Origin of the sequence: Allofournierella massiliensis (assembly GCF_964241245.1) — a bacterium.
Lineage (GTDB): Bacteria > Bacillota > Clostridia > Oscillospirales > Ruminococcaceae > Allofournierella > Allofournierella massiliensis.
This window is the reverse complement of the sequence record NZ_CAXSWZ010000001.1, coordinates 94,670-107,552: the sequence shown is the minus strand read 5'-3', so window position 1 is coordinate 107,552 and position 12,883 is coordinate 94,670. Positions and strand designations below refer to the sequence as shown.

The following is a 12,883-nucleotide window of genomic DNA, read 5'->3' as shown; positions in this document are numbered from 1 at the left end:
CACATCCTTTTCAGGAATCCGGACATTGCAAATCTTCTCTTTTGCGGCGCTGGTGCCTCCGGCCTTTTTTGTGCTATAATAAAACAGTGCAGACAAGGAGGAAAACGCTATGAAGTACGATGCCCTGATCGTAATCGATATGCAAACCGCTCTGGTAAACGCACATCCGTACAACGAAGCAGGTGTACTAGCCGGGATTCGCTCGCTGCTGGAGCGCTGCCGTGCTTCGGGCGTGCCCGTGATCTATGTTTGTCACGACGGCGGCCCTGGCGATGAACTGGAGCTTGGCAGCCCCGGCTGGCAGGTTGCCGCACCGATTGCGCCGGAACCGGGAGAAAAGCGTTTTGACAAGCACTTCAACAGCGCATTCCGCCAGACCGGCCTTCATGAGTACCTCCAGCAGATGAACGCAAAACAGCTGATTCTTTGCGGCATGCAAACGGAGTACTGCTTTGATGTTTCCTGTAAGGTGGCCTTTGAACTCGGCTATGAAGTGACCATCGCCAGAGGCACAACCACCACCTTCGACAACGATTTTGCCGCAGCCCGGGATCTGACCCGCTATTATGAGGAAAAGATCTGGGCCAATCGATACGCCCAGGTTCTTGAACTGAACGAAGTTTTATCCCGGCTGAAGGGCAACGAATCTTCCTGAAAGGATCTTTTATGACCGAAACCATTCCCATGCGGGTGATTGCCCGCATCCACAGCGATTTTACCAGCAAATTCGGCATTCCCCGCCAGAGCGGTCTGGTGGAAAGTTTACAGGCCGTGATTGTATTTGAACCGGAATACCGGGATCCCAACGCTTTGCGCGGGCTGGAGGATTTTTCTCATCTGTGGCTCATCTGGCAGTTTTCTCAGGCGGTGCGCTCTACCTGGTCGCCCACGGTTCGCCCGCCCCGGCTGGGCGGCAACACCCGAATGGGTGTGTTCGCCACCCGCTCCCCCTTCCGGCCCAACGCCATCGGCCTTTCCTGCGTGAAGCTGGATCGGGTGGAGCTTCACCCGGAGCTGGGGCCGGTAATCCATGTGCTGGGAGCCGACCTGCTGGACGGCACCCCCATCTTTGACATCAAGCCCTACCTGCCCGCGGCGGACTGCCGGCCCGAAGCCCTGAGCGGCTTTGCGGGCCCGGTGCGGGACTATCACCTGGAGGTGGTCTTTCCTCCGGAATGGCTGGTAAGGGTACCGGAAGAGAAACGCAGTGCTCTGGAAGGAGTACTGGCCCAGGACCCCCGCCCCTCCTATCAGGATGACCCGGAGCGGGTCTACGGCCTGACCTTTGCCGGGCTGGAAATCAAATTTACCGTAAGCGACGGCGTGCTTACCGTCTGCCGGGTTACCCCGGCGAACGGTGCCCCCCACACCGGACGCTGACCATACACAAAGCATCAGGCCCCAGACGGGCCCGGGAAAGCGAGGTTTTTACAATGAAACGTGCCTGTGTATTTATGGCAAACGGAACCGAGGAATGCGAAGCCCTGCTCACGGTTGACATCCTGCGCCGTGCCGGGGTAGAGGTGGTTACCGCCTCCGTAAACCAGAAGCCGGAAATTCTTTCCAGCCACAACGTTCGCATGGATACCGACGCTGTTGCGGCGGACATTCAGGCGGCTGATTTCGACCTGATCGTGCTGCCCGGCGGCATGCCCGGCACCCTCAATCTGAAGGGCAACGAATTCGTGAAGGCAGTCTGCCAGCAGGCAGCGGCTTCCGGCAAACTGGTGGCCGCCATCTGCGCCGCTCCCAGCGCGCTGGCCGCTTTCGGCCTGCTGGAAGGCAAAAAGGCCACTGCCTATCCCTCTTTCACCGACCAGCTGGCCGGCGCCACTGTGGTCAAGGAGCCCGTTGTGGAGGACGGCGACATCATCACCGGCTGGGGCCTGGGCGCGTCTATCCCCTTCTCTCTGGCGCTGGTGCGGCGGCTCTGCGGCGCGGATGCCGCCGCAGCGGTGCGTCAGGCCATTGGTTACCCCTACGGCTTCTGATTACAGCATACGGCTTTTTGGGCGGGCCAGCCACACGGCCCGCGCTTTTTCTTCACTTGGCCTGTTTTTCGCGGCTCTTTCCGCCCGCCTGTGCATAAATTATCTCATGGCGCCGGCTTTGTTTCCTGCATCTGAAAAGGAGGTATGCCCTTGAACGGAATTCTTCTGCTGACCGGGGTGGTAATCCTGGCCTGCATCCTGGCTCATCGCTTTACTGAAAAGCTGCCCATCCCCACTCTATTGGTATTCATCGGCCTGGGTATGCTGTTCGGAGAGAACGGGTTGTTTCGCATCCGATTCAACAACTATTCCCTGGCTGAAACCGTCTGCTCGGTGTGCCTGATCTTCATCATGTATTACGGCGGCTTCGGCACCAACTGGAGGGCCGCCCGGCCGGTGGCGGTGCAGTCGGTTCTGCTGTCCACCCTGGGCGTGCTGCTCACCGCCGGGCTTACCGGCTCGTTCATCCATCTGGTGCTGCAGCTTTCCTGGCTGGAGAGCCTGCTCATCGGCTCGGTGATTGCCTCCACCGACGCAGCCTCGGTGTTCAATATTCTGCGTTCCCGCAGCCTGAACCTGAAATTCAACACGGCCAGCCTGCTGGAACTGGAATCCGGCTCCAACGACCCCATGTCCTACATGCTCACGGTGGTACTGGTAACCCTGATGACCGGCGGCGACATCTCGGTACCGCTGGTGCTGGCAAAGCAGCTGGTGTTCGGCATCCTGTTCGGCGTGTGCATCGGTTTTGCGGCCGCTTTTCTTCTGCGGCGTACCCATGCCACCATGGCCCAGGGCGACACCATCTTCGTGTTTGCCGCTGCCCTCATCGCTTATGCACTGCCCTCCATGCTGGGCGGCAACGGTTACCTGAGCGTGTATCTGTGCGGCATTCTGATGGGCAACGCGCCCATTGCCCAGAAGCGGGATCTGGTGCGCTTTTTTGACGCGGTCACCGGCATCACCCAGATGATGATCTTCTTTCTGCTGGGTCTTCTGGTTACCCCGGCACAGTTACCCCGTGTCTTTGTTCCAGCGCTGTGCATTCTGGTCTTTCTCACACTGGTGGGGCGGCCGCTGGCAGTGGCGGCACTGCTGGCCCCCTTCCGGCCCAAAGCCGGGCAGATTGCGCTGGTCTCCTGGGCGGGTCTGCGCGGTGCAGCCTCCATCGTGTTCGCCATCTACGCGGTGCTGCACAACGCACCGCTCACCTACGACCTGTTTGATCTGGTGTTCTGCATCGTACTGCTTTCCATGGGTATTCAGGGCACCCTGCTGCCCCACATGGCCCACCACGTTTCCATGATTGACGACAACGCGGACGTGCGGCGTACCTTCAACGACTACCAAGAGGAAAGCGACATCTGCTTCATCAAGCTCCATCTGGACGAAGGCCACCCCTGGGCGGGTAAGCTTCTGCGGGAGATCGTGACCCCGCCGGACTTTTTGGTCAGCCTGATCATCCGCCGGGGTGAGGGCGTTCTGGTGCCCAGCGGCTCCTCCCGGATGCTGGCGGGGGATCTTCTGGTCATTGCCGCCCGGGAATTTGAGAACCGGGCAAACCTGACTCTGCAGGAGGTAAGCATCGACGCCTCTCACAAGCTGTGCGGCAAGCAATTGCGGGACGCACCTCCTGCCCCCGGTACGCTTGTGGTAATGGTGCAGCGGGATGGCCAGACCATCATCCCCACCGGTGACACCGGCGTACAGGCGGGCGACACCCTGGTGGTGGCCCGTTATTGAGCCACATTTTCTCTCGGAGTCAAAACCACCGGCTGAGCCGGTGGCTTGAGTAAGCCCTAGAAGGGCATAATACTAGCAAAGCCCCTTAAGGGGCCACGAATGGGTCTGCCAACTGCATTCCTGTCTCGTGGCAGGCCCCTCAAGGGGCCCTTTTATTTACGCCTTAGTTTCCTTGCTACCCGTAAACGGGTCCACGAACTCCTTAAGGCTCAACTGATCGGCAATCTGGTCCTGTTGCAGTTGATTTTTAATGTACTCTTGGATTTTCTTTTTGTTCTTTCCTACCGTATCCACGAAGTATCCCCTGCCCCAGAAATGCCGATTTCCATACTTGTACTTTAAATTCGCATGTCTGTCGAAAATCATGAGGCTGCTCTTTCCATTGAGATATCCCATAACGTAAGAAATGCTGTACTTCGGCGAAAAACTTATCAGCATATAGATATGGTCCGGGCAGGCCTCTGCTTCAATTATTTCAATATCCTTTTGCTCGCATAGTTTGCGAAGTATCTGACCAATATCTTTTTTGATTTGGCCATAAATCACCATTCTCCGGTATTTCGGTGCAAACACTACATGGTATTGACATCTCCATGTCGTATGGCTTAAACTATCTACGTCTTTGCTATTTTTCATTTCAAAGATAAACCTCTCTGTTCCTAGAATGTGGTTGGCAAACCCACACTCTATTCTACGGGGAGGTTTCTCTTTGTCTAGGGCTAAAGCCGTTTTTATTCCACCAGCTTAGCTGGTGGTTGTCGCTCGCTCAAGCTACCCAACATAAAAAAGCTTCGGGGTGCATGGCACTCCGAAGCTTTTTGTTTTGTATTCTGCTCTTTTGGGAAAATCACTCGTGCCGGATGGCCTCCAGCGCGCTGATCTTAGTGGCGCGGATGGCGGGCCACAGGCCGCTGAGCACACCCACCAGAGTGGAGAAGCCCAGACCCAGCAGCACCAGCCAGGGCGGGATCATGGAGATGGCAGCACTGCCGCCGTCCATACCGTAATAATAGCCGCCGCCAAAACTGCCCATCAGACCGCTCAGATCGATCGATCCGCCGAACAGCGCCGCGATCATGGTCAGGTTGTTCAGAATCGCGCTGGCCGCATAGCTGAGTGCCACACCGATCACGCCGCCCAGCAGACCGATGGCACCGGCCTCCACCAGGAACATGTTGCGGATCTTGCGCACCTCGCAGCCCAGCACCTTCATCACACCGATTTCCTTGGTGCGCTCGTAGATGGACATCATCATGGTGTTGGCAATGTTCAGAGCCGCCACCAGCAGAGCCACAGCGGCGGTGCCGCCCAGAATCATCTGGCTCTTGGCCACGCTGGCCTGCATCTCCTCACGAATCTGGGTCATGGAGTAGGTTTCATACCCCAGATCCTTGATCTGCTGCTCCACATCGCTCACATTGTCCACATCGTCTACCTTCACGTAAACGTTCTCGTAGCCGTTGTCCTTCTGTTTGAGCTGCTGCCCGCTGCTGGTGATCATATAGCTGCCACCGCTGTTCTGCTTGTTTCCGGACAGCTTCTGGTACGCTTTGCTGAGCATTTGCATATCCGTTACGCGCATGGCAATTCCGGAGTTGGTGAAATACTGCTTGGCATCGTCCTGTTGGAACACGCCAACCACCACCAGCTGATAGTCCTCGGTTTTTTCATTTCCGTTGCTGTCGTAAGCGGTCAGTCGCAGGGTAAGTTTTTCCTTCTGTATGTCGAAGAAGGGCTCCACCGGGTTTCCCAGAGAGTCGGTCTCGCCCCAATAACGCTGACGCTTACCGCTGTTCGGGCTCTTGCGGGTATCCTGGAATTCATAGGCAAAATGTTCGCCAATCAGCACCGGAATCTTCTTTTTGCCCAGATTCAGATCATCCGCCACAAAACTGCCGCTGATCAGCTGGTAATCCATGGCCTGCAAAGCATCCATGTCCACGCCATACATATTCCAGGCATAAGCCTCATAGCGGTCGTTTTTGCCCGCGTAGATCTGGGCGTTCAGGTTATTGTCCTGATACATGGGAGTAACCGCCACCACATGCTCATAGCTGCGCAGCTGATCCAGCATCTTGTCGTCCAGCACCGGCACATCGCCGCTGGCCGCGCCCCACTGGTAGTTGTTGATGGTGATCTGGGTCAGATCGCCCCAGCTTTGCAGCATGGCTTCGTTCTGGGCATTGCTGGCAATGCCCAGGCTGATCATTACGATGATGGAAAAGGTGCCCACCACCACACCGATTACCGTAAGAGCGGTGCGGCCTTTGCGGCGGCGAAGATTATCCGTGCTGAGGCGCAGCAGATCAGATATCTTCATCTTCATCCTCCAACTGAGCCAGTTTCTTTGCTTTCTGCTTCTTCTTCACAACAACCACGACCACAACGACCACGGCTGCAACGCCCACCACGATGAGCACCCAGCCCCAGATGGGCATACCGGGAGTGGTCTCGGTCATGGTGGGGTCCATCATACCGGGATCCATCGGGTCAATGCCCATATCCATCATGGGCTCTACGGTGCAGGAGAATTCCTTCTCCAGAGTTTTTACTTCGCCCTTGGCATCCTCATAGCTCAGGATAACCTTACCGTTAATGGTGCCCTCGGCCGCAGCCAGAACACTGAAGTCCACCGAGTTCTCGGTACCGGCGGCGATGTTGCCCAGGAACTGGCTCTGGCCGGGGTTGGCCAGGTTATCGCCCTGGATCTCGGCGGAGAGGTTGTTGATGGCGCTCTTGCCCTTGTTTACAAAGGTAACGGACAGATAGCCCTCCTCGCCCATCATGATGGTCTCGGGAGCCTCCATGTTGGTGATGTCGAACCGCTCAGGCTGGGTCACCGGGATGGAGATGGGAGAGGTGGTGGCCTCGCCGTTCTTGCTGCTCAGGTTCACGTTAATGCTGATGGCGCCCGGCTCAATGGTGGCGTCGGTGATCATCTTATAGCTGATGGTCTTGGTGGTATTGGGAGCCATCTCGCCCACATAAGTATTCATGCTGCCGCTGGCCAGAGAAACACCCTTCAGCTCGCCGAAGTTCAGGCCCACCATCACATCCTGCAGGTTGGCGTTGCCGCTGGTGGTGAAGAGGGTCAGCTGGAGGGTGAACTCCTTACCGGCCTCCACGCTGTTGCCGCCGAAGGAGAAATCCTTGACCAGAATCTTCGGGTAGTCATATTCCGGTTTCTCGGTGGGAACCGGCTCGGGAGTGGGGGTGGGCTCCGGAGTATCCACACACATGGAGAAGTTCTGGAGCAGAGTCTGCATAGGTGCGCCGTCACTGTAAATCATCTCAAAAGAAAACTCGGTACTACCGCCCAGATATTCCACATTGCGGAAAATGAAGGTGTAGGTCCCGTCCCCATTGCCTCCATTGTCTTTATTTGTATTAGCGGAAAACGAGGGAGTATTGGTGCGCGCGGTGATCTTTGCACCGGTCGCTGCGGCACGTTCGTCCACCACTGTTACCTCGATATCCGCACGTTCCCCCTTATCAAAATGATCTCCGTCATATCCCTTCACGCGGTAAGAAGAAATATACGCCTCCGGTGCGGGAGTCAGATCTGGTTCCGGCGTGGGGGTAGGCTGCTCGGCCGAGCTGTTGCTCTCCGCAACCGCCACCACGCTGGTACTCTGGGGCACGCTGGCCGGGGCGGAAGTGCTCTCGCCCTCGGCAAATACGCCGAAGGCGCTGAATGCGCTCAGTGCCATGGCCATGGCCAGAACGGCACTGATCCGTTTAATGCTCTGTTTCATGTGTTTCTTCTCCTCACTGTTTTTCGCTATTCAGAGGCACCGTGGTGTTGGGTTCCGCCGGGGCCTCCTGTTCCATAATATCGCTGAACATCTCGGCCATGGCCGCCGCCTTGGCCGCAGCATCCATCACCATGTCGCTTTCTACCTTGCCGTCCTTGATGGTAACCACCCGGTCCGCCACCGCGGCCAGATCCCGTTCGTGGGTAACCATTACAAAGGTGATGTTGTTTTCCTTTGCCATATTCAGCATCCGGTAAAGCACCTGCTTGGTGGTCTGACTGTCCAGGTTGCCGGTGGGTTCGTCCGCAAAAATGACCTTGGGTTTTGCCACAAAAGCGCGGGCAATACCAACGCGCTGCTGCTGGCCGCCGCTCATCTCGGTGGGTTTATGGCCCGCCCGCTTGCCCAGGCCCATCTTTTTCAGCTCCTGGGTGGCCAATTTGAGGCGCTCCTTGCGGCCCACCCCCTTGAACATCAGCGGAAGGGCCACGTTCTCCGCTGCCGTCAGGTTGGGCAGCAGGTTGTAACTCTGGAAGATAAAGCCCAGATGCTCCTGACGGAACTTTGCCAGCTCGTTTTCGGTCATCTGGCTGATGTTGTGCCTGCCGATGTACACATCGCCCTTGGTAGGCTTTTCCAGCCCCGCCAGCTGATTGAGCAGGGTGGATTTACCGCTGCCGGAGGGGCCTACGATGCAGCAGATCTCCCCCGGTTCAATGGCGAGATTCACATCGTTCAGCGCAATGACCTTTTCGTGGCCCACCCGGTAAACCTTGCGCAGGTGTTCCACACGGATAATTGGCGCCATGATTTCACCTCTTCGTTTTTTATCTGATTGCAGGCCGCTCAGAAGATGCCAACAAACTGCAGCATCCAGCCGGTGCGGCTGCTTTTGAATACCCAGTAATACAGAATCGCGAATACCTCGCGGAAATAGCAGGGCATAATGGAATTGAGCCCGATGGAGGCGGGCAGAGTATCCACGTCAGTAAACCCTACCATGCGGGCGTATTCTCCGCCCCGGTAACAATGGAACGCATTGGTCACCACCACGATGGGCTCGGTGGCCGCAATGCCCCGCTCCTCCAGCAGGCGGCGGGCAAACAGCAGGTTTTCCTCGGTGGAGGTGCTTTTATCCTCCACAATGATCTGCGCTTCGGGAACACCCCGTTCAATCAGCCAGCGGGCCATGGCCACCCCTTCCGGAATGGTTTCGTCCCGCCCCTGGCCGCCGGTGACCACGATCACCGCGTCCGGATTTTCTTCGTGATATTCCAGAGCCTTCTGCAGTCGGCAGACCAACAGCTTGCTGGGCACATCCTTGCGCAGACCGGCGCCCAGCACCACAACCGCCTTTTCGTCCCCCTGCGGCTGATCGGTATAACCGCTGATGGCCACAAACGCCAGCAGCGCGCAGAATACCCCCAGCCCGCAGAAAAAGCCGATGCGCAGCACCCGACCCACGCCGGCGGCGCAGAAGGCATCGATCTGCCGGGCAAACAGCGCGTAGATCCACAGCCCGGCGGTGATGGCGTACATGATGAGCATGCCGAAATTGAAATTGGAGCGCAGCGAGCGAACGATGCTGTCCAGCAGAAAATATACCGCCAGCGCCCATACAATAATCAGTTTAATCTTCACAAGATCCTTTCCGCAATGTGTTGTTTTTCCCTGTTAATAAACGGGCCGCGGAGCAACGCTCCGCGGCCGCCATATATAAGACGATAAAGCGTGCGTTTATATTGCACTTTTTTCAAAAAAGTTAAAAAAGATTGAAAAAAATTGCTTTATCGCAAATTCAGATCAAACAAGCAGCCGGTCGCTCAGATCCTGACCTGCCAGATCTGCCGGAACGCCCAGATAGGAGCAGATGGTTTTGCCGATGGCTCCAAAGCCCAGCACGGTGCCCAGATTATTGTTTTCCTTCACGCAGCTGCCCGCCACCAGCATGGGAACATACTCGCGGGTGTGGTCGGTGGTTTTGGTAAAGCCGGGGTCACAGCCGTGGTCGGCGGTGATGATCAGAAGATCATCCTTCCGCAGCTTTTTGAGCATCTCGCCCAGGCCCTGGTCAAACTCGGTGGCTGCGGCGGCGTAACCGTCGATGTTGCGGCGGTGACCGTAAACCATGTCAAAGTCCACCAGATTGATGAAGGCAAGCCCCTCAAAGTCCCGATCGGTCAGCTCCAGCATCACCTTGATGCCTTCGGTGTTGCCGGAGGTTCGGATGGTATCGGTGACGCCCTCGCCGTCGAAGATGTCGTAAATCTTGCCCACGCCGATCACATCCTTGCCGGCGGCGCTCAGCGCGTCCAGCATGGTTTTTCTGGGGGGCTTGAGGGAATAGTCGTGGCGGCGGGGGGTACGCTGGAAGTCTGCCGCGCAGGTGCCCACAAAGGGACGGGCGATCACGCGGCCCACACCGTGCTCACCCTTGAGCATATCCCGGGCGATCTGGCAGTACTCATACAGCTGCGCCACCGGCACAATCTCCTCATGGGCGGCCACCTGGAACACGCTGTCTGCCGAGGTGTACACGATCAGTGCGCCGGTGCGCATGTGCTCCTCGCCGTAGTCCTTGAGCACCTCGGTGCCGGAATAGGTGGCGTTGCAGATCACCTTGCGGCCGGTGCGCTTTTCAAATTCCTCGATGACCTCCGGGGGGAAGCCGTTCGGGTAGGTGGGCAGAGCGCGCTCGCTTTCCACACCCGCAATCTCCCAGTGACCGATGGTGGTGTCCTTACCGTTGCTGGCCTCCTGCAGGCGGGCGCAGCTGCCCAGCACCTGTGCAGCGGGCTCACCGCAGGTCACACCATCCAGATTGAACAGGCCCATTTTCCTCATGTTGGGGGTATGGAACTTTTCGCTCTTTGCAATGGACGCAAGGGTATTTGCGCCCACGTCACCAAATTTATCCGCATCCGGCTCGGCACCCACACCGAAGCTGTCCAGCACTACCAAAAACACTCGTTTTGCCATATTGTTTCTGCCTCCTTTTCGTTGGCTTTCGTGTGTTGTTTCATTATATCGTATTTACCCCAAAAAGTTAAGTATATCCCACCAGCTTTGTTGAAAAAATGCAATAAAATGTTCTGTTAAATTTTTATTTAATTGGTACGATTGCATATACTTTTCCGAAAGCTCACCGGTACCCCTTTCACGAAAGGTTTTTTTATTATATAATAGGGGCGGCGAGCGAAAAAGCGACCCCGTCTCCGCCCGGAGACGTTGTGGATAGATCAAATGAGAAGAGAGTATTTAGGAGGATTTTACGAATGCGTAAGACAAAAATCATTTGTACCTTAGGCCCCTCTACCGATAAAGAGGGCGTAATGCGTGAATTGATCCTGGCCGGCATGAACATTGCCCGTTTCAACTTTTCCCACGGCGACTATGAAGAGCATAAGGGCCGTCTGGACAAGCTGAAGGCTCTGCGTGAGGAGCTGGGCCGCCCCGTGGCTGCTCTGCTGGACACCAAGGGCCCCGAGATCCGTCTGAAGCAGTTCGCCGGCGGCAAGGCCAAGCTGGAAGCCGGCCAGAAGTTCACCCTGACCACCCGTGACGTGGAGGGCAACAAGGACATCTGCTCCATCACCTATCAGGATCTGCCCGGCGACGTTTCCGTGGGCAGCACCGTGCTGCTGGCCGACGGCCTGATCAGCATGACTGTTACCGCTGTGACCAACACCGACATCGAGTGCCTGGTAAACAACAGCGGCCCCATCAGCAACAACAAGGGCGTGAACGTGCCCGGTGTTTCTCTGTCCATGCCTTACCTGAGCCAGAAGGACAAGGAGGACATCCTGTTCGGTATCGAGAACGGCTACGACTTCATCGCCGCCAGCTTTACCCGCAGCGCGCAGGACATCCAGGATATCCGCCGCCTGCTGAACGAGCACAAGTCCAACATCCGCATCATCGCCAAGATCGAGAACCGCGAGGGTATCGATAACATCGACGAGATCCTGGCTGCTGCCGACGGCGTCATGGTTGCCCGCGGCGACATGGGCGTTGAGATCGACTTCACCGAGATCCCCATGATCCAGAAGGACATCATCTTCCACAGCTTCTCCGCCGGTAAGCCCGTTATCACCGCTACCCAGATGCTGGAGAGCATGCAGGAGAATCCCCGCCCCACCCGTGCCGAGATCACCGACGTTGCCAACGCCATCTACGACGGCACCAGCGCCATCATGCTGAGCGGTGAGACCGCTGCCGGTAAGTACCCCGTGGAGGCCGTTCGCACCATGGCCGCCATCGCCGAGCGCACCGAGAGCGACTCCAGCTACATCGAGCACATGCGCAAGAGCCCCCTGGATACCCGCCTGAGCATCGCTGCTGCTACCGCTCATGCCGCCTGCACCACCGCAGCCGACATCAAGGCTACCGCCATCATCACCGTTTCCAAGAGCGGTGAGACCGCCCGCCTGCTGAGCAAGGGCCGCCCCGAGACTCCCATCATTGCCTGCGTGCTGGATGAGCAGACCCAGCGTCACCTGGCTCTGAGCTGGGGCGTGCATCCCATCCTGATGCCCTACGCCAACAGCACCGACGAGCTGGTTGATCTGTCTGTTAAGACCTCTGTGGAGCACGGCCTGCTGCAGAGCGGCGATCTGGTGGTTGTAACCGCCGGTGTTCCCGTGGGTGTTTCCGGTACCACCAACATGATCAAGGTCCACATGGTTGGCGAGTTCCTGGCCAGCGGCGTGGGCATCGGAAACCAGAACGCCAAGGGCGCCCTGTGCATCTGCCGCAACACCGAAGAGGTTGCCAGCAAGTGCAAGCCCGGCTGCGTGCTGGTGGTTCCCTACACCAACAACGACATGCTGCCCTACATGCGTGAGGCCAGCGCCGTGATCGTTGAGGAGGCTGGCATGAACAGCCACGCCGCCATCGCCGGTCTGGCTCTGGGCAAGGCTGTGATCGTTGGTGTTGCCAACGCCACCCGCCTGCTGAAGGACGAGACCATGGTTTCTGTGGACTGCGTACGCGGCACCATCCAGACCATGCCTGTCTGATTCATCTGAATCGCTTTTCTCTCCCCTGTGCATCCGCACAGGGGAGTTTTTTTGCCACAAAACAGGAACGGCGCACGCGAAAAAATTCCGCGTGCGCCGTTCCTGCTTTTCTTTATTCGTTATCCGAATCCGGGTGCCTGCCCTTCAGGCGGGCCAGCCGCCGGGCGATCTTTTGCCGGCGAAGGGCAGTGGCGGTTTCGTCCACCTTCCAGTGCTGCCCGTCAAACAGCAGCACATCCCCCTCCCGGGCATCGGGAAGCTGCTGGCGGGGAACCTGCTGCCAGCGGATCTGATCCGCCTCATCGGTGACCTCAATCACCGCTGTGTCGCCTTCCCATCGGTCCAGAATACAGACTTCGTTCATGCTGCTCCTCCC

Annotated in this window: 12 protein-coding genes; 5 read left to right on the top strand and 7 right to left on the bottom strand. The window is 57.4% G+C overall.

What is annotated here, in order from left to right; translation table 11 throughout:
* Nucleotides 1-109 precede the first annotated feature (109 nt).
* The 4 genes from ACESYO_RS00545 to ACESYO_RS00530 all read left to right on the top strand — a co-directional run bounded on the left by ACESYO_RS00545 (nt 110) and on the right by ACESYO_RS00530 (nt 3,734).
* Nucleotides 110-655: a cysteine hydrolase family protein gene (locus ACESYO_RS00545; RefSeq protein WP_276870000.1), complete on the top strand. Its 546-nt coding sequence runs from the start codon at nt 110-112 to the stop codon at nt 653-655.
* Nucleotides 656-666: 11 nt separating this feature from the next.
* Nucleotides 667-1,380, top strand: a complete 714-nt coding sequence (gene tsaA, locus ACESYO_RS00540; protein ID WP_276870001.1) for a tRNA (N6-threonylcarbamoyladenosine(37)-N6)-methyltransferase TrmO — start codon at nt 667-669, stop codon at nt 1,378-1,380.
* Nucleotides 1,381-1,433: 53 nt separating this feature from the next.
* A complete protein-coding gene (locus ACESYO_RS00535) occupies nt 1,434-1,991 on the top strand; it encodes a DJ-1 family glyoxalase III (protein WP_276870002.1) in 558 nt (185 codons plus the stop codon).
* A 150-nt stretch (nt 1,992-2,141) separates the two neighbouring features.
* Nucleotides 2,142-3,734, top strand: coding sequence for a potassium/proton antiporter (locus ACESYO_RS00530; RefSeq protein WP_276870003.1), 1,593 nt, complete (start codon nt 2,142-2,144; stop codon nt 3,732-3,734).
* Nucleotides 3,735-3,890: 156 nt separating this feature from the next.
* Here ACESYO_RS00530 and tnpA read toward each other — a convergent pair whose 3' ends face one another.
* The 6 genes from tnpA to ACESYO_RS00500 form a co-directional block, all read right to left on the bottom strand.
* On the bottom strand, nt 3,891-4,370 hold the full coding sequence (gene tnpA, locus ACESYO_RS00525; protein ID WP_373209141.1) for an IS200/IS605 family transposase: 480 nt from the start codon (nt 4,368-4,370) through the stop codon (nt 3,891-3,893).
* A gap of 211 nt (nt 4,371-4,581) precedes the next feature.
* The gene (locus ACESYO_RS00520; protein WP_373209139.1) at nt 4,582-6,054 is read right to left on the bottom strand and encodes an ABC transporter permease; all 1,473 of its coding nucleotides are present in this window, start codon (nt 6,052-6,054) and stop codon (nt 4,582-4,584) included.
* Nucleotides 6,041-7,489: a COG1361 S-layer family protein gene (locus ACESYO_RS00515; RefSeq protein WP_373209137.1), complete on the bottom strand. Its 1,449-nt coding sequence runs from the start codon at nt 7,487-7,489 to the stop codon at nt 6,041-6,043. The genes ACESYO_RS00520 and ACESYO_RS00515 overlap by 14 nt, the downstream gene beginning before the upstream one ends.
* 13 nt (nt 7,490-7,502) lie before the next feature.
* On the bottom strand, nt 7,503-8,297 hold the full coding sequence (locus ACESYO_RS00510; protein ID WP_283128974.1) for an ABC transporter ATP-binding protein: 795 nt from the start codon (nt 8,295-8,297) through the stop codon (nt 7,503-7,505).
* Nucleotides 8,298-8,335: 38 nt separating this feature from the next.
* Nucleotides 8,336-9,130, bottom strand: a complete 795-nt coding sequence (locus ACESYO_RS00505; RefSeq protein WP_283128975.1) for a YdcF family protein — start codon at nt 9,128-9,130, stop codon at nt 8,336-8,338.
* 162 nt (nt 9,131-9,292) lie between these two features.
* A complete protein-coding gene (locus ACESYO_RS00500; protein WP_283128976.1) occupies nt 9,293-10,468 on the bottom strand; it encodes a phosphopentomutase in 1,176 nt (391 codons plus the stop codon).
* 296 nt (nt 10,469-10,764) lie between these two features.
* Here ACESYO_RS00500 and pyk point away from each other — a divergent pair, with 296 nt between their 5' ends.
* Nucleotides 10,765-12,507, top strand: coding sequence for a pyruvate kinase (pyk, locus tag ACESYO_RS00495; RefSeq protein WP_058966828.1), 1,743 nt, complete (start codon nt 10,765-10,767; stop codon nt 12,505-12,507).
* A gap of 112 nt (nt 12,508-12,619) precedes the next feature.
* On the opposite strand, the gene ACESYO_RS00490 is transcribed toward pyk, so the two are convergent.
* Nucleotides 12,620-12,871, bottom strand: coding sequence for a DUF3006 domain-containing protein (locus tag ACESYO_RS00490; RefSeq protein ID WP_373209134.1), 252 nt, complete (start codon nt 12,869-12,871; stop codon nt 12,620-12,622).
* Between the last annotated feature and the right edge of the window lie 12 nt (nt 12,872-12,883).

What these genes read in the sequence shown, in the direction of transcription:
- ACESYO_RS00535 (WP_276870002.1), top strand. Translation starts at nt 1,434, where the DNA reads ATGAAACGTGCCTGTGTATTTATGGCAAACGGAACCGAGGAATGCGAA.
- ACESYO_RS00520 (WP_373209139.1), bottom strand. Translation starts at nt 6,054, where the DNA reads ATGAAGATATCTGATCTGCTGCGCCTCAGCACGGATAATCTTCGCCGC.
- ACESYO_RS00500 (WP_283128976.1), bottom strand. Translation starts at nt 10,468, where the DNA reads ATGGCAAAACGAGTGTTTTTGGTAGTGCTGGACAGCTTCGGTGTGGGT.
- tsaA (WP_276870001.1), top strand. Translation starts at nt 667, where the DNA reads ATGACCGAAACCATTCCCATGCGGGTGATTGCCCGCATCCACAGCGAT.
- ACESYO_RS00515 (WP_373209137.1), bottom strand. Translation starts at nt 7,489, where the DNA reads ATGAAACAGAGCATTAAACGGATCAGTGCCGTTCTGGCCATGGCCATG.
- ACESYO_RS00490 (WP_373209134.1), bottom strand. Translation starts at nt 12,871, where the DNA reads ATGAACGAAGTCTGTATTCTGGACCGATGGGAAGGCGACACAGCGGTG.
- tnpA (WP_373209141.1), bottom strand. Translation starts at nt 4,370, where the DNA reads ATGAAAAATAGCAAAGACGTAGATAGTTTAAGCCATACGACATGGAGA.
- ACESYO_RS00510 (WP_283128974.1), bottom strand. Translation starts at nt 8,297, where the DNA reads ATGGCGCCAATTATCCGTGTGGAACACCTGCGCAAGGTTTACCGGGTG.
- pyk (WP_058966828.1), top strand. Translation starts at nt 10,765, where the DNA reads ATGCGTAAGACAAAAATCATTTGTACCTTAGGCCCCTCTACCGATAAA.
- ACESYO_RS00545 (WP_276870000.1), top strand. Translation starts at nt 110, where the DNA reads ATGAAGTACGATGCCCTGATCGTAATCGATATGCAAACCGCTCTGGTA.